General features: G+C 47.2%; 25 protein-coding genes. 9 read left to right on the forward strand and 16 right to left on the reverse strand.

Annotation, left to right across the window (positions count from 1 at the left end; all coding sequences use genetic code 11):
* Positions 1-220: 220 nt before the first annotated feature.
* Positions 221-463, forward strand: coding sequence for a hypothetical protein (locus JGK14_RS25950; RefSeq protein ID WP_293187104.1), 243 nt, complete (start codon positions 221-223; stop codon positions 461-463).
* Between the two features lie 55 nt (positions 464-518).
* Here JGK14_RS25950 and JGK14_RS25955 read toward each other — a convergent pair whose 3' ends face one another.
* The 6 genes from JGK14_RS25955 to JGK14_RS25980 all read right to left on the reverse strand — a co-directional run bounded on the left by JGK14_RS25955 (position 519) and on the right by JGK14_RS25980 (position 8816).
* Positions 519-812, reverse strand: coding sequence for a GIY-YIG nuclease family protein (locus JGK14_RS25955; protein ID WP_293187105.1), 294 nt, complete (start codon positions 810-812; stop codon positions 519-521).
* 354 nt (positions 813-1166) lie between these two features.
* Positions 1167-1799: a hypothetical protein gene (locus tag JGK14_RS25960; RefSeq protein WP_293187106.1), complete on the reverse strand. Its 633-nt coding sequence runs from the start codon at positions 1797-1799 to the stop codon at positions 1167-1169.
* 163 nt (positions 1800-1962) lie between these two features.
* On the reverse strand, positions 1963-3858 hold the full coding sequence (locus JGK14_RS25965) for a hypothetical protein (RefSeq protein WP_325315649.1): 1896 nt from the start codon (positions 3856-3858) through the stop codon (positions 1963-1965).
* A 234-nt stretch (positions 3859-4092) separates the two neighbouring features.
* A complete protein-coding gene (locus tag JGK14_RS25970) occupies positions 4093-4803 on the reverse strand; it encodes a DUF5131 family protein (protein WP_325315650.1) in 711 nt (236 codons plus the stop codon).
* Positions 4804-4961: 158 nt separating this feature from the next.
* Complete coding sequence (locus JGK14_RS25975; RefSeq protein WP_293271535.1) at positions 4962-5102, reverse strand: hypothetical protein; 141 nt, start codon at positions 5100-5102, stop codon at positions 4962-4964.
* A 39-nt stretch (positions 5103-5141) separates the two neighbouring features.
* The gene (locus JGK14_RS25980; protein ID WP_325315651.1) at positions 5142-8816 is read right to left on the reverse strand and encodes an AAA family ATPase; all 3675 of its coding nucleotides are present in this window, start codon (positions 8814-8816) and stop codon (positions 5142-5144) included.
* A gap of 204 nt (positions 8817-9020) precedes the next feature.
* On the opposite strand from JGK14_RS25980, the gene JGK14_RS25985 reads away from it, so the two are divergent.
* Positions 9021-9410: a hypothetical protein gene (locus JGK14_RS25985; RefSeq protein ID WP_293271531.1), complete on the forward strand. Its 390-nt coding sequence runs from the start codon at positions 9021-9023 to the stop codon at positions 9408-9410.
* Positions 9411-9449: 39 nt separating this feature from the next.
* Here the strand turns inward: JGK14_RS25985 and mobV are convergent, their stop codons facing one another.
* The 4 genes from mobV to JGK14_RS26005 all read right to left on the reverse strand — a co-directional run bounded on the left by mobV (position 9450) and on the right by JGK14_RS26005 (position 13005).
* Positions 9450-10610 carry a MobV family relaxase gene (mobV, locus tag JGK14_RS25990; RefSeq protein ID WP_325315652.1) on the reverse strand — a complete coding sequence of 387 codons (1161 nt, stop codon included), beginning with the start codon at positions 10608-10610 and terminating at the stop codon, positions 9450-9452.
* Complete coding sequence (locus JGK14_RS25995; protein ID WP_293186660.1) at positions 10567-10992, reverse strand: hypothetical protein; 426 nt, start codon at positions 10990-10992, stop codon at positions 10567-10569. Before JGK14_RS25995 ends, mobV begins: the two co-directional genes overlap by 44 nt.
* Before the next feature lie 596 nt (positions 10993-11588).
* Entirely contained in the window at positions 11589-11777 is a 189-nt protein-coding gene (locus JGK14_RS26000; protein WP_293186661.1) for a hypothetical protein, read from the reverse strand.
* 769 nt (positions 11778-12546) lie between these two features.
* Positions 12547-13005 carry a hypothetical protein gene (locus JGK14_RS26005; protein WP_293186662.1) on the reverse strand — a complete coding sequence of 153 codons (459 nt, stop codon included), beginning with the start codon at positions 13003-13005 and terminating at the stop codon, positions 12547-12549.
* Between the two features lie 279 nt (positions 13006-13284).
* Between JGK14_RS26005 and JGK14_RS26010 the strand changes: the two genes are divergently transcribed.
* The 7 genes from JGK14_RS26010 (at position 13285) to JGK14_RS26040 (ending at position 19597) form a co-directional block, all read left to right on the forward strand.
* Positions 13285-14340 (forward strand): ParM/StbA family protein, encoded by a 1056-nt coding sequence (locus JGK14_RS26010; RefSeq protein WP_325315653.1) that lies wholly within the window; start codon positions 13285-13287, stop codon positions 14338-14340.
* Between the two features lie 139 nt (positions 14341-14479).
* Positions 14480-15019, forward strand: a complete 540-nt coding sequence (locus tag JGK14_RS26015; RefSeq protein WP_325315654.1) for a hypothetical protein — start codon at positions 14480-14482, stop codon at positions 15017-15019.
* A 176-nt stretch (positions 15020-15195) separates the two neighbouring features.
* Positions 15196-16173, forward strand: coding sequence for a hypothetical protein (locus JGK14_RS26020; protein ID WP_325315655.1), 978 nt, complete (start codon positions 15196-15198; stop codon positions 16171-16173).
* Between the two features lie 121 nt (positions 16174-16294).
* A complete protein-coding gene (locus JGK14_RS26025; protein WP_293186666.1) occupies positions 16295-17053 on the forward strand; it encodes a hypothetical protein in 759 nt (252 codons plus the stop codon).
* A 129-nt stretch (positions 17054-17182) separates the two neighbouring features.
* A complete protein-coding gene (locus JGK14_RS26030) occupies positions 17183-17761 on the forward strand; it encodes a hypothetical protein (protein WP_325315656.1) in 579 nt (192 codons plus the stop codon).
* Between the two features lie 211 nt (positions 17762-17972).
* Entirely contained in the window at positions 17973-19043 is a 1071-nt protein-coding gene (locus JGK14_RS26035; RefSeq protein WP_325315657.1) for a hypothetical protein, read from the forward strand.
* A 227-nt stretch (positions 19044-19270) separates the two neighbouring features.
* On the forward strand, positions 19271-19597 hold the full coding sequence (locus JGK14_RS26040) for a hypothetical protein (protein ID WP_325315658.1): 327 nt from the start codon (positions 19271-19273) through the stop codon (positions 19595-19597).
* 187 nt (positions 19598-19784) lie between these two features.
* On the opposite strand, the gene JGK14_RS26045 is transcribed toward JGK14_RS26040, so the two are convergent.
* The 6 genes from JGK14_RS26045 to JGK14_RS26070 form a co-directional block, all read right to left on the reverse strand.
* Entirely contained in the window at positions 19785-20102 is a 318-nt protein-coding gene (locus JGK14_RS26045) for a hypothetical protein (protein WP_293186670.1), read from the reverse strand.
* Positions 20099-20392, reverse strand: a complete 294-nt coding sequence (locus JGK14_RS26050; RefSeq protein WP_325315659.1) for a type II toxin-antitoxin system RelE family toxin — start codon at positions 20390-20392, stop codon at positions 20099-20101. Before JGK14_RS26050 ends, JGK14_RS26045 begins: the two co-directional genes overlap by 4 nt.
* A 153-nt stretch (positions 20393-20545) precedes the next feature.
* On the reverse strand, positions 20546-20917 hold the full coding sequence (locus JGK14_RS26055) for a DUF6876 family protein (protein ID WP_293186672.1): 372 nt from the start codon (positions 20915-20917) through the stop codon (positions 20546-20548).
* A gap of 187 nt (positions 20918-21104) precedes the next feature.
* Positions 21105-21386: a hypothetical protein gene (locus tag JGK14_RS26060; protein WP_293186673.1), complete on the reverse strand. Its 282-nt coding sequence runs from the start codon at positions 21384-21386 to the stop codon at positions 21105-21107.
* A 33-nt stretch (positions 21387-21419) separates the two neighbouring features.
* Positions 21420-21911: a hypothetical protein gene (locus JGK14_RS26065; RefSeq protein ID WP_325315660.1), complete on the reverse strand. Its 492-nt coding sequence runs from the start codon at positions 21909-21911 to the stop codon at positions 21420-21422.
* Between the two features lie 417 nt (positions 21912-22328).
* Positions 22329-23373 (reverse strand): IS630 family transposase gene (locus JGK14_RS26070; RefSeq protein ID WP_325315661.1). Its coding sequence is split into 2 segments (ribosomal slippage): positions 22329-22967 and positions 22969-23373, totalling 1044 coding nucleotides; the frame shifts between segments, so codons are not numbered across the junction.
* Between the last annotated feature and the right edge of the window lie 138 nt (positions 23374-23511).

A 23511-nucleotide genomic window follows, 5' to 3' on the forward strand; every position in this document is an offset into this window, starting at 1 on the left:
CGGTCAGTTTCATGATAGATTTTAGAGACATAAGATACGCTGCACACTGAAATTATCTTTGGGTCATTATAGGATCAATCATTCTGTGGTGCTCCCTTACGGGAAGTCGGTAGCTGCCGAGAAGCCACCCTGTTTGCTCGAATCCCCAACGCTTCCAATCTCGAACTGCCTGCCAATTTAGGGGAGGCGGGCAACCTTCAAACCGCTTGGCGCGCTGGTAGTGATTTTCGATCGAATCGACCTTACCGAAAGCTTTTACAAAACAAAAGAACGGGCTGTAGCGCTTATCTCCCCGCGAATGGCACTGCAAAATTCGCCTGTCGCCTTCAACCCGATACTGACCTGGAAATACTCGATCGTCCATGATAAAGTAGGTGCTGAAAACTCCCGTTACGATTTGCAATCTAACGGTTTAATAGAGAGGGAAAAGCAGCCAGCATACAAACTGCTTTCCCCCGTTTGAAATGAGAAAAAACTCAATCGCTGAGCTATCGATCGTTCGATTGCAAATAAAACTGCTATCGATCGAGAGCGGATGGTTTTGCGATGGGAGAGCGATTGCAAATAGGGCAAAATTTGCGGCTGTTGTGCTGCCGTTTGAGCTTGCTTTCGAGGGTGCGATCGCCGGGCCAAACCTCAGCCAAAACAAAAGTAATGCCCCGCTCGCGGGCGACGGCACAAAGCCGAGAACCCGTGCCTTTACGGTGTTTTCGCAGCCGTTTGTCCAAATCGTTGCTCCAGCCGAGGTAATGCTGGGCCGGACGCGACGGGTTAATCGGCCGCGAGAAGTGAAGAAGATAAACGCAGTCCATAGTTGAAATTGAGTGGTTGGATTGCGGCTAAAATTGCTGGAATTTCCGCATAAATTAATTGCGAAAACCTGCTTGTTAGCACTCAATTTCACCCTGCGAAGCAGCTAAATTATCACTTTATTGATGCGAATAAAAAGGCTTATTTCTGCTATTTTTTGCTCATTTAACTCGAAATTAATTACAAATACTTATCAAAAAATATCGCTTTATGAGCATTAATTTTTATTGATTTAAATACTTTGAATGGTAGCAAATAAGTATACACAAAGCTTCAATAGCTAGCTTTGGTGTATACTCTCGATTTCTAATTTAACGACCGAATAGGTAATATAAATACTTCCCGGCATCGGTAATTTAATTGCTGTCGGCTTGTTGTTTCCGAGCTTGCAATATCCTTTGTTTGAGATTTTCCAGTGTTGCGATCGCCATCCAATTGCCTCTTTCGGCAAGGCGAACGTACTGTTGGATCAAATCGGGGGTGATGTATCCGTCAAGCCATTCGACCATTTTTGCTGTTTCCTGACGGGCTTGCGGGTTGGAATTCCCAAAGATTTGAAACATTCCCAAGCGCTGCATTTGTTCCCAGCTCAAATTCTCTACCGTTTTTAAGGCTTCTTCCAAGTCTTTTTGTGTCAATTGGGGCAGCTTGTTCTCCGAATGCTGTTGCTGCAAAAAGCGATCAATTTCTCGGCAGTTGCCGACATACATCTTTTGCTCGCCAACGTCGCATAAAATAGCAGATTCAGGCGGTTCGTCGTCGGAACCTAGATTATATTGTTCCAAGTAAATTGCCAGGGCTGGATGTTCTAGCAAAGGCGCGTAGACCCCCCAATAACTGAACGTACCCATTCCCTTGCCGTTGCTCCAAGTTGCTTTGCTTCCCTGATAGAAAATAGAGAAATATTGGATGTCGCCGATTCTTACCATCTGCGGCAGCATTGGTGGCATGGGTACGGGGAGTAAGATGAATTGTTGCATTCCTGACATAGCTCTGTCCTCTTAAATTAATCGATATGTTGCTCAAAGAAAGAGAAGTATCGGATTTACCGGGTCGCATTCCTACTTCAGTATTTTGAGTTGAGCGCGGATGCGCTAGCAAACTTATTGGATATTCAATCGAGGCTAAGCGTTCAATTATCAAAAATATTAATCACAGTTTTTTGCAGAGAATTTTAAGAACAATTGCAGCTACGCCTAATTTATTAGCAATTGCTTCTTTAACTTGGGGAAGTTTGCCAACTGGGATGTAGATACTTTTTACCTTCCACTTGCCGCCAATATTAACTTTGTAGCGGTAATGGTTCACAATGCTTTCGCCCTTCCAAAAGGAATACACCAACCCGCTCCCGCCTTGGACTGCGGGAGAGGCATCCGTGCTTTCGGATGCGGTAGGAATTGCCGAATTGGTGTCAGAACTATCGCAGTCGCCCGACCATCCGTCAAGCTTCTCATTTTGGTTTTGGTGGATGCTCTCGGTTGCTGGAACGATTGCAACTTTGGTGTTGTTTCGAGGGAGCACGAACTGGCTTAAGTCAAGAGTGGGTAAAGCTTCCAATGGAGCTTGGTGTATACTTTCAGTTCTTAAAGTAACGGGAGGGTTACTATCAATTTGATTGCCAGCTCGCTCGGATGCACCAAAACCGATCGCCTCAAATCGTGGCGTTTCATTCCGGCACATACTAAAGGTAGTTTGACTCTCGGTAGATAAACCTTGGTGTATACTATCGGCTGTTGGATGAATTGGAGAGTTAATGTTAGTTTGCTTCCCAGGAGGCTGGTATACACCAAGAAACGCTAATTCGGTTTGGTGTATACTCTCGGCTGGTGAAGGAATTGGAGAGTTAGTATTAGTTTGTTTTTCAGGAGCTGGGTATACACCAAAGGGAACTAATGAGGGCTGGTGTATACTCTTGATTGGTGAAGGGATTGGAGAGTTAGTATTACTTTGCTTTGTAAGAGCCGGGTATACACCAAGGGAGAATGATGAGGCTTGATGTATGCTCTTTATTCGCGAACTGATTGGAGATTTAATGTTAGTTTGATGCTCAGGAGGCTGATATACACCAAGAGGGTTTAATGAGTCTTGGTGTATACTATCGATCCGTGAAAGGATTGTAGAGCTAGTGTTAGCTTGCTTCCCAAGACCCGGGTATACACCAAGGGATACTAATGAGGCTTGGTGTATACTCTCATCCAGCGAAGGGATTGGAGAGTTAGTATTAGTTTGCTTTGCAAAAGCCGGGTATACACCAAGGGAGACTGATGAGGCTTGGTGTATACTCTCATCCAGCGAAGGGATTGGAGAGTTAGTATTAGTTTGCTTTGCAAAAGCCGGGTATACACCAAGGGGGACTAATGAGGCTTGGTGTATACTCTCGATTGGTAAAATAAGAGGAAAATTGCTGGTAGCAGCTCCCTCAAAAGCAGGGGATACATCTCTCAAGGGCGAACGGTTGATATATGCTTGTAAGTTAGGAATAAATTCAAATCGAATCACCCACACTACAAAACTGCTGTCGCCTTTAAAGTAGCGGCCGACAAATTCACCGATCGACTGACACATTCCCCCTTCCGCTTTTAAATCAAGCGGCGGCATATCGCAAAGCTTTTCTTTATAAGGAGCGCACAGCAAGCGACACCAACCGATTTGTTTGCCTCCATAGCGCCTGTCTTTGTCGAAGGCTTTCACCAGTTTGTTTCGATCGAAAGCGTTGGCAAAAATCTTGGCGTGGCCGTCCTTCCAAGCGCGGCGAGTCACCGTTTTTTGGGGAAGATATGGCAGGGTTTTGCCGAAGCTAATAACCAATCCAGATAGTTCGGGTGCCGCGCGATCGCCGATCGGTAATTCCGCAGGCGTTTGCCAACTGTTGCACTCCTGGGATGGTAACGCAAGCAAGTCCCGGCTCGACTGTTTTAACAAAAGCCAATCGGGTTCTAATTCGACTTTCGATTTTGCTGGGAATTTTAAAGTTGGAGGTAGAGCGGATACCTGGCTGTATTGGAATGCGAGAATGGTGCAATGCGCGTGCATATCGATAGCCCTCATCAATTTATACAAACTGTTTCGATTTGAAAATATGCTTGCCTCAATTCACCGGGCACCAGCAGCTAACTCAAAACCGCTGGTGCCGCTGTTGGAGTGAAAGCGATCGCACTACGGTTCGTATTCCCGAATTTTGAGTATTGCCAAAGAATCATTCCATTCGTCCCAATCGCAGCCTTTTTTATCTTTCAACTGCAAGGAAGCAGCCAGATATCCTCCCAATTGCTTGACAAAAACTTAAACCTGGCATTCTTGACAAGTACCAACAATATTTGCCAGCCATTCGAGGTCGCACGGGCGCGCGCCGGACTGTTTTTTGTCGGATTCTCCACCGCAGACAACCCAAACAAAATCGCTGTCGGGATGTTGTAAAAGTGCTGATAGTTCTCGGCTGACATCTTCAATGAGCGGTTCGAGGCTCAAAAACTTTTGCCAGCCTTGAATCTGTTGCATTTCGCTACCGCGTTGCATCAATTCGCTTCGAGTTCCCGCACTTATTCCCAACATTATGTTGTTCGACGGTCGGCGTTTTGACACGTACTTTGCCAACCTTTCGGCACGCTTTGTCAACACTAAAAACTTGTGCTGCCGACACAGTTCCATGCGGTTGAATACGAGATCGATAAACCAATCGGGAACGTCCCGGTGAAACAGATCTCCCATGTTTCCGACGAACACCCGGCGCGGCTTTTGCTGCTGCGTTACCCAGTCCAGCCTGTCTTGATGGTACTTGACTCGATTCGTCCAGCGCAACAACCACAAACCTGCTATTTGTACCTTTTTTACCAATCCCGAATAAGGCGCACTGACTTTCGGATTCGGGTTGGATGCGAGCCTCCAACTATCTCGAACTGCATAGCAATTAAGGCAACTTTTCCCAGCATAAGTGCAGCCGGTAGTGACAGGCCAGGACATAGTTGCCCATTCGATCGAAGTATTGTTTGACATGACTATTTTGCTCCGTTAACAATTGTTTAGCATCCTCAAAAAATCGTTTTTTTAGTAATTGCACCAGCTTGGATTTACCTGCAAAATATCGAGTAAATAATTGCTGACTTTCTGCAATTGAAAAAGTTTTTAGTTCATTTGGAAACTGTCAAACTTCGTTAAAAAAGCCGATTTTTCAGCTCGTACAAGCCGTATTTTGTCTCGATAATTGGAACGACAACTTGCTGTTTCACGTCGCAGCAATTGCTGCGAGTTCCCTGCATTTTTGTCGCAGTGCGAGCAGTGGCGGTAAATTTCACGTCAAGCGGCGATCGGGGACAGAATTTATGTTTTATCGGTCAGTTAAATCGCTCCAGCAACCGACCGATCCGTTCTCGAACCAAAGCATCGTTTTGAACTGCCAGCCAACCGGCGATCGCCGCGAAGCCGTACTTGCGGACGTGTCCCGCTAACTGGGTAAGGAGGGATTGTTCGGGAAGCTCGTCCCACCAAATTTCGGCAATTTCTCGGATTTGTTGCGCGTCGGCAGGTTCGATCGGCGAGTGCGGTTCTGGCGGTGCGGAGGGGGCTGCTGCTGGCCCAGAAGAAAGCAGCGCTTTGAAAGCAGCCCGTTCCGATGCAGTCAGGGCCTGCCAAACCTTTTCGCGATCGGCGGCACCACTGTTGCAGGTTTCGGAGAAAACCGGCAACAGGTCGAGTGCGGCTTCGCTGGCATCTTTTGACTCCGTTTCGGCGACAAGAGAACGAATGCAGCTAATTAGGAAAAGCTCGTCTTCGTTCAGTTCCGGTTCGACGGTGGCATTGGCGTCTGAGTCTTTCGGATTGCCCGACGGTGCGAGCGAGTCAGACTCTGTTCGTGTCGGTGGCGAGTTTTGGACTCGATCGTCCGCAGTCGGTGGCGGGTTTTGGACTCGATTGTCCGCAGTCGGATTGGCATTTGGAGCGATCGAGCTGGGTTCGCACTCCACTGATAGTGGATTTTGAACTCCCTCAGCATTCGGAGCGATCGGATCTGTTTCGAGATCCACAGGTGATGGATTTTGAACTCGATCGTCGGAACCTGTCGGATTGGGGCTCAGGGCGATCGAGCTGGTTTCGCATTCCACCGGTGATGGATTTTGAGTTCGATCTTTTTGGACTCCCCCAGCATTCGGAGCGATCGGCTCGGGTTCGCACTGCGCTGCTGGCGGGTTTTGCAGTTCGATCGCACCAGCAGAATTTGCGGGATGCGCGATCGGGTGAGAGTGTGCCAGTGGAGCGCTTGCAGGAGTGACAGTTTCGGAGTCGGGAGAGCATTTTACCCCCCCTCCCCCCTGTGACAGTTGCAAGTTGCTAACTATCGGGTATACGCCTTTGCTGTCAGGAGATTTGGCATTTTTAAAACTGTCACATTCGCCATTGCTGCTAACTACCTGCTGACTGTTCTGCTGACTGTTCTCTAATTGATTCTCTGTAAGACTTTCAGAAGAAGAGTTAGCAACTGACACTGTGAGTGTAGGGGGGGGAGGGGGTAGTGACTTTTGGGATTCTTCGTCCGGGCTATCAGTTGTGCCAGTTGGCGGAGTAAAGTCAGGCAGAGAATAAAGGTTGTACCGCTTGTCGCCCGGGGCGGGTCGCACGCTGATGAGGCGCTTGTTTTCCATGCGGTTTAGCTCGCTGTAGGTAGAGCCTCGCTGCTCGCGACCGACTCCCAACAGCTCCATAATTTCACAGCCAGATAGCTCGCGGTGCGAGTTGGCGCGCAGCACTTTCAAAATCCGCTCTCGGTAGGTCTGCTGCTGTCGGGCTTCTTCGGGGTCAACGCCCGCCTCTGCAAAAAAGTCCCAGGAATTGTTTTCGGCATTGAATTCGATGCTCAATGTCGTCCCTTCGCAATCGCGGCCCGTAACCGTCAAAATCCGCTTGGGACACTTCGGGTCAACCATCATTTTTTTCTTGTTGTTTGGGTCTTGCTTGGGAATCCGAGCCAATTCCCAAGCCCCCCAACCAGCACCGACGATCGCAGTAGACCCCCGCGCTTTCTCGACACCCACAGCATCAGACCCCTTATTTGCGTGGTGGACTAGGATGCCGGCGGCGCGGTAGCGGGTCAGGAGTTCGTTGAGAGCGATGATGTTGTCGGCAAACTCGGCGCTGTTCTCGCTGATTTCTTTGCCTGCGGTGATGCGTTTGAGCGAGTCGATGACTACCAAGTCGGGGCGGAAATCCTCTAGCTCTGATTCCAATACCGCCAGTTGGTCGATACTCCAGCGCGGCATGACGTGTAAGTTTCGGGCGTCTTGCTTGCGGAAGCCGCGTTTGAGTAATTCCTGTTTGAGGGATTGCTCCGAAGCATCGGGCATGATGAGAAGCACTTTGCCCTGCTTGACTTTTTGCCCCAAGAATTTGCTTTCACCCGTGGCAGTGCAGAAGGCCAAATCGATTGCTAGCTTGCTTTTACCGACCTTTGGCAGCGCGTACAGCAGCACGCTTTCCCCCACAGGCAAAAGACCGGGTACGAGCCAATCAACGGCCTGCGAGGAAGTATCGAGCAATTGGCCAAAATCCAAAACTCTTACCTCTGGCGATTGCGTCCGCTGCTTCATTGCCGCCATCGCTTCTTTGACCGATGTCGCGCTCATGCTGTATTTGGGGGCTAGCAGGGCGATTTGCCGGACGCGCTCGACTTCATCTTCCATCTGAAGCAATCCGAGCAGTTCGAGCTTGAAGCGTTCCGCATCCATGTCTCGTTTTAAGGGTTTAATAAAATTGTTCCGCCACCAGTATTCGCTCTTCCCAGTTTGGAGCCGCAGTTCTTCGAGTTCGATCTCGATCGAGATTTCGTCTTTTCCATTTGCAAGAATTTGTCGGGCGGCATCTGCTGCTTCCTCCAAGGGCATTTTGGTTTGAGCGTTGGAGCGCTCGCTGGCTTTGGGTATGAGCGGGCTCTCAGAACCAGGCTTCGCTACATTCTGCCAGTACCAACCTTTGATGCAATTCCTGACAGCCTCGGGGGAAATTTTGTGGCCGATGCTGGAAGTGGGATGCGATCTGGCTGCCGACTTCCAGATTTGCTCCCATTCCCTCTCCCCCCAACCGCCACCGGGGGAACAGCGACGGCAGGCGTCGATAAATAAGGTGTAGGGGTCGTCGCTGGCGGTTTGTCCCAAGAGTTCAAATTCGTTCGCCGTGCCGAGCAAATCCCTGGCCAGCGCTGCCATAGAAGTGTTGCGCTGGCTGGATACCCCACCCAAAAACTCCCTGGTTTTGCCCAGGGCACACTCCAGTGGCACCGGCACCGGCACCGGCACCCTCACATCTTCGTAGCGCCGGGGTCGTTCTTGGAGAGTTGATGGGGGTTTCTGCTGTTGGGGTGCTATCTCCAGGGGTAGGGATGGTTGCTCTGAAAGGGAGGGTTGCAACTCTAGCAGTCGATCTCGCAATTCCCCACAACTGTAACGAATCCCGCTATCTCGAACGATCTCGGACTTGACGGGTTCCCGGCCCGGTTTGACGTGCCATCCCCCGGCGAGCCTGAACACGCGACTGGGATTTTTATTACTGGGGTCTGCCCCCATCGTCGCGATTAGGAGTTCTTGCAGTTCCCGCCACTGCTCTACCGATACCGGCTCGTCAAACACCCAGTACGGCTGCATCGATTTGTCGCCACTAAACACGACGAACGTGGGCTCGACAAATCCAATTTCTTCCCACCTGTGCAGTTGTTCGTCCAGTGGCAAATCGTCCCACTCGCAGAAGATGGCACAGCACCGATCGATGTCGCCGTCGGCGTGTCCGCCCCCGCGGCCGTTGACTACTACATATACGCCGCGTCCTTGAAGTTGGTAGTTCTCTATTTCTTCCCAGTTCAGTTGCGAAGCTTTGCGCCCTGCGTCGTTTCCTTTTCGGGGGTCGTTGCTGTGGTAGAAAAATCTGAGGTAAACGCGCTCGCCCGGTCGGTATCCCAAATAATCCAGGTGCCGTCGAGCTAAATTCCGATCGGGGGGGTAGCTATTTTGCGATTTTTTTGTCATGATAGTTCCTAAGAAATTAATTGTTTGACCTTCCTGCTTCTTTGGAAGGTTTATTTTTAGTGAGGTTCGATTTGCTCTCACCTCCCCGCTCCTCTCTGCCAGTGGCGTGTTAGATTGTGGAAAATGCCACCACTTAATTTATTCACAAGTTGTATAATAGTCTTATTACAACCGATAGATTACTTATGTAATAAAACTTAACTTATGGGAAAAATAGCAACCTGCCTCAAGCAAGCTCAGGACGAGTACAACATTAAGGGGATGGCTCTGGCAGCAGCCGCGGGGATATCGCGGAATCACCTCAGCGAAATCCGCAACGGCAAGGCTTGGATCAGCGAGGAAATTTTTTGTCAGTTGTTGGAGGGGATGGACAAACTGGCTCCGGGCAGCCGCCAGTATTTCTGTTTGTTGCTGAGCGAGAGCGATAGTTGGAGCGATCGGAGCCACGTTAAAAAGAAGCACCCGCTGTTGAAGCTTCAGGAAGCTCTTGAAGAGCTTAAAGATGAAAAGGATCAGAACCAAGCTATTTTGCTGGTAGTCGAGCAGATTCGCAAATCCCAGCAGCTAGCAGATTCTTTAGTTTTGGCGAAGTAAATTTTTGCATCCTTCCGAACTCCAAACAAGAGTTGTGGTTCACAGCTCTGGGGAAGAATTTTGCTGCCGTTTTGCCAGCCGATCGCCCGCAGCAGCCTGCAACATCACGGAAAACTCGACCAACTGCTGCAACCGTTCGGGTTCGAGCCGCGCGATCGACCCTGCAAAATCTGAGCGCGCCGCAGAAAGCTCGAACCCCTGCCGATTTTTGATTTCCACGCATTCGCCCCGCACCCGAAACTGCCATTGGGAACCGACGACGGCGTTGGTTTTTAAATCTGCCTGCAACCGCTCCGCTAAAACGAAGCAGCAACCGGCAAACTGAGAAAGTAGGGAAATTTTTTCTGTCAGGGCGATCGCTCCGGCTTTCTCAGTTGCGAGTTCCCGCTCCACTTGCTCCCTGTATTTTTGAGCGGCGATCGCTTTTTCCCGTTCGAGTTCTTGTTGCCCTACGGCCCGCAGGCGCTCGCCAAGCATCCGGTTAATCGTGTCGGAACCGGGCTGCAAAGCGGCGATCGACCTTTGCCTGTAGTTGGTTGCTGTTTCCTGGGGTTCAGGCGGTGGCAGCCACGAGTTTAAATCCAGCACGGTTTCCGTCGAGTTGACAGCAGTGTAATACTGACGGATTTTTTGGTGGCGCGCCGGGGAGAATTTGATGCCGCGTTCGATGCCCAAGTGGGCGACGGCGGCGGCGTAGCTGTCTTGCAGCTTGCTCAACGCGCCCCTGCTTCCTCCAAACTCCGTATTCCTGTAGCTGAGCCTGCCCTTGGAGTCGATCGGCACCCAGAGACAGTGGATGTGGGGGGTGGCTTCATCGAGGTGCAGGCTGGTTTGGAGGATGTTTTTTCCTACGTGTTCTTCAAGCCAGTCAGCCGAAGCAGATTCCCACAGCACCAGGTGTTTTTGCTGCCAGTACCCGTAGTTTTGGGGGTCTTCGGGTCTGAAATAGCTGGGGGAAGCTGACAAAATGATGTCTCCAGCGATTACGGCATCGGAGCGGATTTTTTGAGAGCCGATTTTTGAGAGCGCCAGTTCCACGACTGCTTCGGGCGATGCTTCTCCTTGCAAGATTTCAACAGTCTTGTTCGGGTCGGCATTGAGTACGGCAGCGGCCCGGCTGTTGTGTCTGGCGGCAGTTTTCAAATGTTCGATCGATTTAAGTTTTCCTACTCTCAAAACGGCTTGCGGGGTGCGAAACACGGCGGCCTCCTACTTTCTTTCGTTGGGTTTTTAATTCGTGTTTTTGAAATTTTGCGGTTAAACGATCGATGCCGACTCTCGTTTTGCTTTTGACTCGCGATCGATCGGTCGCACTTGAAAAATTTGATCGCACTTGAAAATCCGGCAAAAAAGACTGATTTCCCGGTACTATAATGGGGTTAAAAAAATTGAAATTTCGATGCCCCCAGTATTGGATAATTGAAATAGCAAACAACAGCTTCAAGCGGAGTGTGTAGGGACGGATAGTTTCGGTTTCATGCCCCCCCACAGCATTTGCCCGAATCCCGAACGAGCGGCAAATATCGCCCGTTTTTCCTGCCGTCCCCAGGAAACACAAAATCCTGTAATTGTTGTTGAACATGGAGTTTAGCCATATATTAAGGAATGTTACTGCCCCGTTTTAAAACGGTTGAAGCGAGGGCGAAATACGGGCGAAGGAGGTTCCAAATACGTACCGAATGCGGGCAAAATGAAACCGATTTTTTTTGCCATGTTTCGCCCGTACTTCGCCTGCATTCGCTCCTGATTTGCCCCGTACTTTACCCCGATGAAAGTAGTAAAAAATCAGTTTTTTTACTACTTTCATCTCGGTATAAAAAAGCACCAATCCGAGCGAAGTTCGTACAAATATTCGAGAGACTTTTGGTACTTTGCAAGCGAAGGTCTTGCAAATATCAAACGGACTTTTTGCGTTCGGTTAGGAGCGGTGGGGGGCAGACCGAGCGGAATCCGGGCCGATTTTACGGCACGAGTGGTATCGGTTCGAGAGGCATTTGGCATTTGGCATTTGGCAAAATAGGGTTGTTGTTCGGGTAGGGTACAACTGCCAAAATCTTTTTAAGAGATACCTAACGGAAACTTGAGGGAGGTACGAACGAGAATCCAGGTTTCCGAGAGCCAATGGAATCTAGAAATTGAATGCCTTGATTTAACCTACTTTATCCCCCAGCTCGCCTGTTAGGCTGTATCTTTAGGATGGTTTCCGATCGCACTTTTTGCAAAAAAACGGCTTAATTTAATATCAAACTTAGACTGAAAAACCGACTGGGAAATACTCGTTTGTTGCAGGTAAATTAGCAGATCGACGGCAGGATTTTTTGAAAGCAGGTCGATCGCGCTTGCTGCAAACGGCTGCGGCAAAAGCACGGCGGTCCGAAAACCACGCCGCCTCCGTGGTTTTATTTGCGTTCAATACTTCCTAAAAAAATTAACGACCGCGCTAGCCTGCATGGAAGAATAATGCAGAATTCAGAATTATCGATGATAAGCTGCGTTGCATTTAAATCGATCGAGCAAACTTCATATAGCAAGGATGGAAGCTCTCAAAAATCCCAGTTTTTATGTCGGACAGCTCGATCGATATTTTCTGCACGTTGTTTCTGCTAGTTCTATACCGATTTGATTCTTGCAAATGGCTGCGGTCGGCTGCATGTAGCTGCGAGGGTTTCAATTTTCAAGTGGTCATTTTGACCACTTGATTTTCTATCCCGCCGCACGACTGCTTGGTTAACTCGTAGCAAGCGCCGTGTAGGTAGCAGGTGGAAAACGGCGTGAGGTTGGGCTTCTCTAGTTGATTGATTGAAAATCATGGCTGTGACTGCGCTGCGGTCTTCAAAAGGCATCTCTACAGTTTGGTAGGGAATGTCGTGTGCGGTACAAAAGCTTGAGTAAACTTGGTATCTCGGTAAATCGTCCAGGGAGATGTTTTGAATTGTTCTTCGAGTTTGAGCGCTGTTCAATTTGTCAAACTGTCATTTTGACAGTTTGCTTCCCTCTTGCCCCCGCGAGATTGCGGGCGTCAGTTCGTACCAAGTGCCGCGCAACTAACTGACAGATTCGTGTGTTAGGTTGTGCCGTCCCAGTTGGTTGGTGATGCTTTAGACCTTGGCAGCGTTCAGGCTCGAGTTTTTTCACCTCAAACGGCAGCCAGCGCCCAATTTATGGCGAGCGTTGCGCGCTCTGTCAAAAACGCGGAGTTCCGCGCTTTTGCTTCGATTAGGTTCCAATATTTTGAAATTGTCATGTAATCTTGTGCGGTTCGCGGGCGGATTAGGGCCGACTCCAAGCTGCTGAGGAATTCTCCATAATTGCACCGCAGCTTAAATTCTTGCAGCAGCAAACCCACATTGCGAGCGCAGTTCAACTTCGCAAAAGCGAGTTCGAGTTCTTTGCGTTCGATGCGTTCTATCAGTTTGTGTTCCGACGCGATTCGGCTTAAGAAATTGGACTTCCTTCCCCAGCATTGCAAAGCAAAACTTGCCAGGAGCAATTCGCCGACTGAGATTTTGATGGGAGTTCTGGCAATTTCCAGCAAGCTCGATCGATTCGTATCAGCAATAACCGTTTGATTTGTCAGCAAAGCATATAGTTTCACTCGGTTTTGATGCGAGATTTTTCGATGTAAAGCTCCAATTCAAAAAAAACACGCCACCACCGTGGTTTTAAATTTGAGATTGTATATCCCTTGCACTAATTTAAATGAGTCGTTGGATATTTAATGCTATTTTTCTCAAGAAATTATCAAAATAGATATCTCTTTGGGGTGAGCATTAAGATAGCCCTTATATGATTAAAAGAGATAAGACTAATAAATCTTTTGAGGTTCTAGTTACCAAAAACTCAAAAATATTGTTGATTATTTCTAGGAAAAAAGATGGCGCAATCGCAAAAAAAATTAGTAGCGAGCGTGGACTTCGGAGGCTGCGGGGTGAAGTCAGTAATGGGCTCGTCCAAAGGCAGCTTAATGACTTCAAGTTACATGGAACCCTATGCAGTATCGGTGCCGCATTCCAGCGCGGCTTCTTTGCAAGTATCGCTGAAATTTTCGGACCCCGAAAACTGCTGTTGGGTGGGATGGAACGGCCAGTACGTCGCACTCGGATACTTAGCCCGATCGCGCTTTTTGGGAAAAGAACGGTTGGTGGAGGCAAAAGTTGTTACCGCAGCCTATAAAGTTTTGGGGATGCTATGGGTGGCTTCCGAACGGTTGCAGTTGGGTTCTCAGTTTGATGCTTCGCTGTCGCTGCTGCTTCCGGCCAACGAAATGCACTCGAAATCGGCGCTGGTAGAAAGGATAAAAGAACTAGCTAAAAACTTTGTTTCGCCTGCGGGAGAAATTCAAGCTAACGTCAGTACGGTACGCTGCTTTCCCGAAGGAGCGGGGATATTTTATTTGCTCGCAGCTCGGATGCCGAACGAGTTGAGAAAGTCGGACATAGCGATCGCAATGCTGGGCTACCGCAATGCATCGATATTGGTATCGAGGCGGGGAACTTTAGAAGTAATTGCGACTTCGGATTTGGGATTTCATGCTTTGGTTAAAGAGGTATCCAAGCGCGCCAACAACACCTATCCAGAAGAGCTAGTTTCAACAGTAGCTGCGGGGGGATGGAGCGGCAACAAACTGAGTTTTGAACTGTCGGCAGCAGTTTCCGAATCGCAACCGCTGTACTTCGGAGCTTTGGAAAATTGGCTGAGAAATTCGATACCCAAAAGTTGCGATCGACTCGTATTTTGCGGCGGTACTGCCGACTATTTAAAGCCCAAATTAGAGGAAACTTTCGCAAAAAGTTTCAATCCGATCTGGCACGCTGGAGAATCTTTGCCACCAGGTGCGGATAATTTTGAGTTGGGTAACAGGCTGTTGGATGCTTACGGCATTTACTTAGTAGCAACCGCTGCCGAACGGGAGCTCCAAGCAAAACATTAGACATCTCGTGAAAAGATAGCGAGTGCAAAAAAATGTTCAAAAGCCTTAAACTTAAATAACCAGTGCATCTCATTTCGATCGGAATCGCTAGAGCGCATATTTGCAAAAAAACCTTAATATATTGGAAGGAGCAAACGCAGTGAATGCAGTACCAAACAGTCACTTTTCCGAACAAAAATCGAACCAAAAAATGCGGGCGGAATACGTTGAAATGACCCTAAAAATTAATTGCATCAAAGGAACGTCCGATGCGGAAATTTTGAATTTATTCTCCGCAGCCGAACCAAAAGAATTGGCTCAAATGTACCTGTGGCCGGCGCTGAGATTGATGTGGAAACTGCGAGCTAAAGAGTTTGCGGGCTGCGAGGACAGCAGCAAATTAAAAGAATGCGCCCGGTGGATGCGGCGGGAACTGCGGGAGTTGGAGTGTTCTGCCAGCGATTATTTGGAAGAACCGCCACCAACATCGATTAGCGCGGGCGATTACAAACAGTTAGCTTTGTCGTGTTTCGATGTTTTGAAAAGAACGGTCGGTTGTTCCATTCTGGACGATGGGGTGACGGGTATTTCAGCAGGTGAAGCAGCCGGGAAAGAGCCTTTAATAGAAGAGCAGATCTCTGAAGAAGAATCCAGGCGTTTGGCTTTGAAAGCGCTTCAAGATTTGAGCGATAGCTTTTAAATAGTTATTCGGGAGTTTTGAGTTTTAAGTTTTGAGTTGAGAGTTGAAGGTAGATCGATCGTTGAGAGTTGAAATTCGATAGTTGACGGGCAGAAAAATTCAATCATTAATTGAAGTCAAAAAATCTATAGCAGACGGCAAATTCAGCAATAAATTACCTAAATTTAGTAGAAAAGATGGCTAGAAAAAGACAAATTTTTGGAGGTGCTATGGATTCAGAAAATGGAGCAGTAGGTTTGGCAGTCGGCGAATGCGGTAGCGATTTGGATGTTTCGGCAAACGGGCGAGAAGCAGCAGATATTGCGGGTTTGCATCAGTCGTTTTCACCCCCAGAAAGGGCGCACTGGCTGCATTTTTGGGGTGGAGAATCCGGCGGCGTGGGCAAGTCAACTTGCTGTCGGTTGATGGTGCATTATTTAAGCGAGGAATTGCAGAGAGAAGATTTTTGTGCCATCGACTGCGATCGCACGAAACCGGACGTTTCTAATTGGTACGGCAGTCAGTTGGGAGAGCGCTGCACTACCAGTTTGTTTTCAGAATCTGAGGAACTGTCTTGCGAGGCGGATGCAATTATTGAAAAAGCGATGGTGCGAGATGCGATCGTCAATTTACCGGCTCAAGCCTTCGATTCTTTTAAAGAATGGGCGCGCCGCAACGCCCTTGCAGACGTGGTAAAAGAACTCGGCATCATTCCTGTGATGTGGTTTGTTTCCGACGGAACGCTTTCTTCTTTAACGCTGTTTGGCGATTCAATGCGCGAGTTCGGTTCTTGGATGCGGCACGTTTGGGTACGAAATTACGGTCGGGAAAAAAGCGAAACGGCTTGGCATTTTTTGGAAGAACGGCCGGAATTTGCAAATCTCAAGCCCGAAAAAGTTCCTTTATTGTACGCTCCAACAGAAATAGAAATTGCAGGTATTTCTGATTTCGATCGATCGAGTGAGCCGGGATTTTTTATTATGAACGTGCCGGCGATGTACGCGCCAGATCGCAAAATATTTGAGGAGGAACAGAAGCCTTTAAAAGCAGTGGCGGAAACTTTGAGAGCCGGGAAGCCTTTATTCAGCATCAGAAGCCGCAAGTTTTTGTCAGATACCTGCATTCAATTTGACAGGGTAATGGCTCGCCTGGGGGCAAAAAATGAAAAGTTCTAGCTGGGATTTGCGATCGGGGCAGTACAAATGAGTGACGGGTATGCTAATGAAGCAGTAAAAAATAACAAGTTTTAGCTAGGTCTTTTGCTGTGAATCTGGTAAATAACAAATAATCCTGTTAATGAATGAGGAAAACATGGAAGCTTTTAATTTTAACTTTTGCAAATCCGTCGTACCAGAATTGCATTTTACAGGAGGAGAAAGTAACGGCAGCGGCAAATCCCTCGCAGCTAAGCTTTTAGCCCAATGGATTCGAGATCGCACGCTGTTTGATGCCGGGAAGGACGGCAATTTGCTTAAGATTTTTCAATCTGAATGCGAAGCTATCGAACCCCCCTCCTCCGACGATTTGGATTGGGCTTTTGCCGCATTAGAATCAGTCCGCCTTGGGCGCTCTGCGGTTGTTGATTTACCGGGCGGGCGATCGAAAGAATTTGCCCGCTGGGCCGCATCAAACTGCATCGGCAGCGCTGCTGCTGAAAGCGAATGGGGTGTTTTTCTATGGTGGGTTTGTGACGGTACGGTTGAGTCAAAATCCGCCCTGCAACAATCTTTGGAGCTAGCTGGAGGCGAATTGGTGCATATTTTAGTACGCAATTTGCATTTTAAAAATTATTGGTCTGGCTCCAATAGCAAGTGGGAATGGTGCGGCGAAGATTGGTTTTTAGAAAGGGTTGAAGCGGGCAATTTAAAGTCGATCGACCTGCCAAAACTGACTGCCGGACACATGAATTGGGTTTCTCGAAGCGGCGTTAGTTTTTTAGATGCGCTTTCTGTAAAAGATGCGGTCGGCAATTTTGAATTTTATGCAAAAACGCGCTCTGCTGTATATCGATTTGTGCGAGATAGTTTCGATCGATTGTCGAGTTGCAGTGCTTAAAATGGGGCTTCAGTTTGCAGTATTTCGGTCAATGAGTTTTCAAGTTTACGTTGTAAAAATAAGAGGCTTTTAGCTAAAAAAACGTTGATAAATTTGGCGTTTTACGGTAATCAAGGAGAATATTAAATCGTGAAATTAAGCGAATTAAATGCGGAGGAATTCGACAGCGACTTAGAACTGGATGCAGAGCGAGCGACAGTCTTGAATTGCGAAAAAATTCGAGAAATAGTGCGGTCGTTTGCTCCAGAAAATATACCGACTAGCGTAGAAGAATTTAAAAAAGATGTGGTGGAGGAACTTGCTAAAAATCATGATGTTTCTCCCAACGACCCCGAATTTGACACTCTTCTAAGGATGCAGAGGTTGGAATTGCTGTTGCGATTGCTGCCGTCGATATTCGACGGAGTTTTTTTCAACTGGCTGGAGCGGGTGAACGGCATTACAAAAGAGCAGGAAGAGTGGCTGTCAGAGGTAAAATCTGTCGCCGAACAGTACGCTATCGGAGCGAAGGCTGCCGCGCTCGAACCCCTATCTCGAAAGGGTGGCAGTTCTGCGAGTTCGGAAATCGATCGCAGCGGTAAAACATTAGATTGGAAATTTGCGATCGCGATCGTGTTGTGTTCGCTGCTGGCTTTTGCGGGCGGCTATCAGTTAGCTCGATCGAGCTGCCAATCTAGTTTAACTTTACCGCAGCACAAAACCAAGTAACGCAGCAGTTATTTTGTAAGTAAAGATTGCAGTTAACAGATTCCTGGGTGCTGCTATTTATTAGCTGCCAGCTAACAACTACTATTTACCAGCGCTCGACTGTCAGTTCTCAGCTACTACTTACCGACAATCAACTGCCAATAAGCTGTTTTCCGAAAAAAAATTACAGTTTTTATTGAATTCGTTCAACCAGTAAAAAAGGAGAGTTAATATGGCCAGAAAAACAGGAGCGGTTGCGGAAAAACCGGAAAGCACCCAACAGCAACCGTTAGAAACAGACAACCAAGTTACTGCCGCTGTAGCAGTGGAAAATCCGGGTGTATATTTAGTAGATCTGATGTCCAAAGCCAATCAGAAAGCGCTGTTTGGAGATAAAGGCGATCGCCCCAACGACATAGCACTAGCGGCGGTTGTAAACGATGCAAAAGGAGTGCAGAAAGCCGCTACAGAGGCAGGATACGAAGTCAAAGGTTCGATCGATACGATAGGTCGCGTGGCAATGAAATCCCTGGGCGTCAGCGCCGAACCGGGCACAGCACCTGCTGTTTTTAAAACCCAGCACGGTGAGAATGCCAGCAGGTTGGATTCGGCGCTTTCGATGGTGAAAGAAAACCCAACACCGGCGACGACAACCGACATACATTTAAAGGTCAAACTGTCGGCTCCTGCTGCCTACGAAGCGGTATGCCCGCCCTCAATCAAACAGCAGCATTGCGAAACAGATTCGATCCGGAAAATCAACAAAGAAATTCAAGAACAATCTTGGAAATCCTCAGTCGAAGGTGCTTATGCTTTAGGCTCGATCCAACCGATTCAAGACTCGCACCTTTCCGAAGCTGCTGCGAGGTTTTCCAGGATAAAAGAAGAAGTTCAACCCAAAGTCGATGCCATTCCTTTAAACAGTTTTGTAGAGTGGGCTGCCGATGCTCAAAAGCTGCACCGCAGCCCGGAATATCAAGAACGGATCGTCAATGCTGGTCGGATGAAAGTAACGAGCGATGCGCTCGATACCAAGACTTTATCGGAGTCTTTGAAACAGTACGAAACCAGTCTCCAACAGGCAGATAACGGTAAAGTTCATTTGAAAAACGAGCGCCAAGAAGGCCGTCCGACGCTTGCAGCAGTTCGAGAATACAAGGAAGAAATGAAAGCCGCCCATTACGAGGCGATGCCAAAACAGTGGGATGTCATCCAACAGTATATGAGCAAAGATCGGGAATCGGCCGCCAAGCTCCAAGCATTGCCCGCTAAAAGCAAAAGTTCTGCTGAATTGGGGGGTTAATCCTGATGTCATTTGCCAACAATCCTGCAACGGCCGCAGCATTCGATCGAACTTCTCCGAGTTTTAAGTTTTTCTCGAAACGCAGCTGAGTTTGGGGATTTTAAGTTTGGAGGGTGCGCTCACGAGAAATAGACCTGCTGTTGCGATTGTTAGCAAAAATTTGGCGAGTTTATAAGTTGTTTTGGGGTTTTTACCCGTTCGTTTTACCTGAAAAAAAAGGAGTTTTTATGGTACTGGATGTTGTTTCAGCGAGGAATACTTTGAAGGAAATCAGAACTTGCTTGATGCCTCAAGACATTCCCGAAACGGCGGTTTACTGCGTTCGTGGCGTGCCGCATTATAAATTTAGTCCCGGCTTACCCGGCGATGGTGGGTTTTGGGTGGTAGCGGGGGAAGAACGGGATAATTTAATGCAGCAATCGGAAGTAAAAGCACTCTTAGAATTTGAAGAGGCAATGCTGTTTGACGGCGAGTTGGTTTACGGAGTAAAAGTCGGTCGAGTAGTTGAAGATAAATATTTATTTCTGAGGCGAAACTTTTTGGAAGTAATTTGACGTTTTTTGAGTTTTTGATAAGCAGTTCGATCGATACTCGTTCGCAGCATTGAAAAAAAAAGAAAGGCGCAATTGCTGCGCTTTTCCTTTATATTATTCCTTGTCGGCAGTGTTGGCGATCGACTCTAATTCAAAGATAGAAAGAGGAATAGACATTCCGACCGATTACGTTACTTCGACTGTGCTATCAACCCAGACGTTGCCGAATATCTTTCAAGGATGTCCCGCTGGCGGGTTTGACCTTTGTCGATCGTTCGTCCAGAAAACACATCAGTTCCGCATTCTGACGGGTCAGATCGATTTCCTCCTCAAAATCATCGCTCTCGCCAACATCAAAGGTTAGGACATTCCCGTCCTCGTCAATCCTGACTGCTGGTGCATCTGCTATCTTGGCGAGAACAAACTGTTCGCCGTCAGCCGATTGCAAGATGAGATTCTGCTCGCGCGCTTGTTGTAACAGAGCATTGAGCAGCTTCAAGTGTCGTGAAATTGCGATCGTTTTCATAATTTCCCCTCATTGCCTCGAAAGTACAATTGGTTTCCAATTTTGAGACCGATAGCTTCAACAGAGACAATCTGTACTACATCCGTCACATCGTAGAAAACCCGGTACTTATCGACGCGTAACTCCCATTCTGCTGTTTGATTTGGACGGAGAGGCTTGCGGTTGCGGGTAACAACCGCCGGCTCAAAGCGCAGGTTTTCCTCAATACTATCAAGGATGATGTTTCGTTCTTGCTTTTTGAACCATGCGAGATCGGCTTCTGCTTCCGGGGTAAACTCAATCTCGAACATTATATTATATCACCTTCCAGACGAACTTCGATCGAGAGACCACAATGTCATGCAAATTCTTCCAAATAATGCAGCAGAAATTCGGAGCGATCGAACTAATTATTGAACTAATTCTTTAAGGTCGATCGCGCCCGATTTTTACCTCAATTAAACTTAATATTCGGACGGCAGCAGCAAAATGCCACCGCTCAACCACAGCTTGATTTCATCTAAAGGAAAGTCAGAGAATTCGATTTCTTGCTGAAAAGCTGGCGGCGTGTCTGAATCTTCCTTGCAAACCAACAAGAATTTGCATTCTTGCTGCCGGGTAAGTTCCCAAATTTGGAAATCTTTAAGCATTTGGCTGCCGGATTTTTTGATTTCCGGCTGGTAAGAAGCGATCGCATCTATCAACCAAAAGCATTCAGCTTCTTTTGCCAGAAACGCGACGCCTTCCGTCAGAGAGATAAGAAGCTGGTAAGGCTGAAGCGTCTCGCTACCGCCAAACTGAGGAAGTGAGGCGAGCAATTCATCTTTGGTTTTCATATCTTTGACTTGTAACTTGCCAACAACTCGGCGCGAAGCGCTGTTACATTCAAACTTTTTCAGATAAATTAGAAATGTGACTGAAGTTTCTAAGCTGGTAATTTACGCGCGTCCGAGTTATTAAAAAAAAGAGAATTAGTAGAACGTAAATTCATAATTCTCTTTTTTGAAGTAAGCCGTCAATTTTTTAGAACCCCAACGGTTCGGCACAGTAAGAATCTTTGCAACAAGTATGGTGCAGCTTCCTCATGCGCTCTAACTCTTCGACTTTGGCATTGGTCAGCTGCGCTAAAGTCAGCTTCAACTGATCGATTAAAATCGATAAAACCTCGATGCTTTCGGGCTCGAACTTTAAGGCGATGCTGTTTTCGTTAAAGCCTTCAAACAGCGTGATTGTATCAGAGCTAGCGCTAGAGCAGCAAGCAGTCGAGCCAGTAACAGATACGACGTAGCTGGATGTGATTTTCATGATAGTTTTAGTTGCGAATGTTAATTGACACTGCTATTGGCGCGGAGCGCTGGGCATTTTCGACTGACGACAAAACCACCGAGCAAAATCGGTGCAGTCTACCAACTTCCAGCCTGCTTTGATGCAGGAAACGCAGGCGGTTTGAAACTCTCCTTCACTCAGGGTTTTGTACTTGTACGCCCTGCCATTTTGGGCTAACAAATAGGTTTTGTACGAATCGCCAGTTCGAGCGTAACCTACTGTTTTAGTTATGAGGTGCGGTTGCAGTAAAAAATCAGCGCAGTTCCAGACTTTTACTTCGATCTGGCAGCTATCGAGCCTCTTTGACGGGCGAATTTGGCAGTCGCCCCATCCGTAAGCGACGAGGACTTTCATAAACTTTTCGGCTGCTGCTTGGGAATCAAATCCGAAGTAGGCAGTTTGCCGCGTTCCTTGAGGGTTGATGATTTCGCCTGCTGTTGGAGAATGGAGTACGAATTTCCAACCATCGCTGAGGAGGCTGGTTTTGGGAAAAGTTTCTGTCATTATTTGAGCAAAAAACTAACTTCAACAACGCGGCGCAGAGCGCTAAACTTAACCGATTTTCTGCCATTTAATTTCTCTGGAAAACTAAGCAAGCTTCACCTACACTTAGCAGGCTTCTTTGCACTGCAATTCGCCCAATTTATCAAGCGAGAATCCTGATAGCCCCAATCTTAGAATGATGTACAAATAAAATAAAGAGAAATTAGTCTGAACTTTGTCAACAAACCTGCTGTAAAATAATGCTTGAATTTACTCAATAATTATGGTTATAATACAGTTATCGAATTAGGTATTACAATTGAATCGTCCCATCCAGCTTCTTCGAGTTCGAGATCGGCAGGTGGTTAATGCCATCCTGACCTCTGTTAAGTAGGTAGGCGGGAAAAAACCTATTTATGTAACAAAATATTAAGTTACCTAATTGGAGTTAAACTTAAGACGTTGCGTAGTGTAATTTCCCCTTTGTCCTCTAACTTCTACTCCATGAATTACGGCGTAGGCGAGTTCTAACTCATCATCAAACATTTGCCCTGCCAATTCATCTTTTTTAATGTGTTGCCACTCCAATTCAATGGGGTTCATTTCCGAACAATACTTGGGCAAAAAGAAGATATATAAACCTTTATTTTCCCAATGCGGCCATAACTCTTGGACTTCTTTGCATCGGTGTATTGGGCCGTTGTCTTGTACGATTATTCTCCGTCGTCCAATCTCAGCAGCTTCCTGGGCTTCTCGCTCCATCATTTTGATATAAGCTTTTCGATCAACGCCCCCAATGACTAAACCGTAGACAAAACTGATATCAGGTTGAAGAAGTCCGACAATACTTAGTCTACGACCACGCCGTTTCGTTTGTTCTAACCGTTTTTGCTCACCTATTGGGTAATAAGTATAACCGGGTTCACTCCACATACAAAACCCTGATTCATCTAAATACTTTAAGTCAATTCCTCCCGCCGCCGCCTCTAATTGCAACATATCTAAGTCGGATTGCTTCGTTTCTTGTACTATGGGGTCTTGTTTCCCTTTATGACTTTTTCTGGCTCGTTTCCAAATAAACCTTTTTTTTTAGTATCCTTCTTAATCGATCTGCACTTAGTTTAACAGAACGTTCTTTTTCTAATTTCTGGACTAATTGAAGACTATTATATGTACGTGATTCCTTTTTGAGGCATTCTTTTAAAAACTCTATATCTGACTCTTTCCACGTTGGCTTTGCCCCTCGACCAGGCAACTCCCAAAGCCCTTCCATGCCTATATTCGACCATTTATGTAAAACCTCTCTCACTGTTTGTGGAGTCCAGTTAAAATGAGCAGCTATTTTTTCAACGTACCAGCCATGTGCATTTAATCTAATTACTTCTGCTCTATCTTTGACTTTTTGTGGAACATCCGCAGTTCTCAGTTTTAAGAGAGTTTTGTCTTGCTGTTGAGTCAGGAATACCCTTAATCTAGCGCCCATATATTGAGTTACCTCAGTAGATATATTCTCTTTGTTTACTTAGGGCTTGCTGAATAATTGATTGCCAACCAAGAGCAGGAGCGATCAATATATTCAAGCTTGGTTAAAGATAAGTTTTTTCTGTATCGAGTCGCCCCA

Origin of the sequence: Microcoleus sp. PH2017_28_MFU_U_A, from assembly GCF_020738035.1 — a bacterium.
In the GTDB taxonomy this organism is placed as follows: domain Bacteria; phylum Cyanobacteriota; class Cyanobacteriia; order Cyanobacteriales; family Microcoleaceae; genus Microcoleus.

Excerpts from the sequence above, each read along its gene's own strand:
- JGK14_RS25955 (WP_293187105.1), bottom strand. The coding sequence starts at position 812 with ATGGACTGCGTTTATCTTCTTCACTTCTCGCGGCCGATTAACCCGTCG.
- JGK14_RS25960 (WP_293187106.1), bottom strand. The coding sequence starts at position 1,799 with ATGTCAGGAATGCAACAATTCATCTTACTCCCCGTACCCATGCCACCA.
- JGK14_RS25965 (WP_325315649.1), bottom strand. The coding sequence starts at position 3,858 with ATGAGGGCTATCGATATGCACGCGCATTGCACCATTCTCGCATTCCAA.
- JGK14_RS25970 (WP_325315650.1), bottom strand. The coding sequence starts at position 4,803 with ATGTCAAACAATACTTCGATCGAATGGGCAACTATGTCCTGGCCTGTC.
- JGK14_RS25980 (WP_325315651.1), bottom strand. The coding sequence starts at position 8,816 with ATGACAAAAAAATCGCAAAATAGCTACCCCCCCGATCGGAATTTAGCT.
- JGK14_RS25985 (WP_293271531.1), top strand. The coding sequence starts at position 9,021 with ATGGGAAAAATAGCAACCTGCCTCAAGCAAGCTCAGGACGAGTACAAC.
- JGK14_RS25995 (WP_293186660.1), bottom strand. The coding sequence starts at position 10,992 with ATGTTCAACAACAATTACAGGATTTTGTGTTTCCTGGGGACGGCAGGA.
- JGK14_RS26010 (WP_325315653.1), top strand. The coding sequence starts at position 13,285 with ATGGCGCAATCGCAAAAAAAATTAGTAGCGAGCGTGGACTTCGGAGGC.
- JGK14_RS26020 (WP_325315655.1), top strand. The coding sequence starts at position 15,196 with ATGGCTAGAAAAAGACAAATTTTTGGAGGTGCTATGGATTCAGAAAAT.
- JGK14_RS26025 (WP_293186666.1), top strand. The coding sequence starts at position 16,295 with ATGAATGAGGAAAACATGGAAGCTTTTAATTTTAACTTTTGCAAATCC.
- JGK14_RS26035 (WP_325315657.1), top strand. The coding sequence starts at position 17,973 with ATGGCCAGAAAAACAGGAGCGGTTGCGGAAAAACCGGAAAGCACCCAA.
- JGK14_RS26040 (WP_325315658.1), top strand. The coding sequence starts at position 19,271 with ATGGTACTGGATGTTGTTTCAGCGAGGAATACTTTGAAGGAAATCAGA.
- JGK14_RS26045 (WP_293186670.1), bottom strand. The coding sequence starts at position 20,102 with ATGAAAACGATCGCAATTTCACGACACTTGAAGCTGCTCAATGCTCTG.
- JGK14_RS26050 (WP_325315659.1), bottom strand. The coding sequence starts at position 20,392 with ATGTTCGAGATTGAGTTTACCCCGGAAGCAGAAGCCGATCTCGCATGG.
- JGK14_RS26055 (WP_293186672.1), bottom strand. The coding sequence starts at position 20,917 with ATGAAAACCAAAGATGAATTGCTCGCCTCACTTCCTCAGTTTGGCGGT.
- JGK14_RS26060 (WP_293186673.1), bottom strand. The coding sequence starts at position 21,386 with ATGAAAATCACATCCAGCTACGTCGTATCTGTTACTGGCTCGACTGCT.
- JGK14_RS26065 (WP_325315660.1), bottom strand. The coding sequence starts at position 21,911 with ATGACAGAAACTTTTCCCAAAACCAGCCTCCTCAGCGATGGTTGGAAA.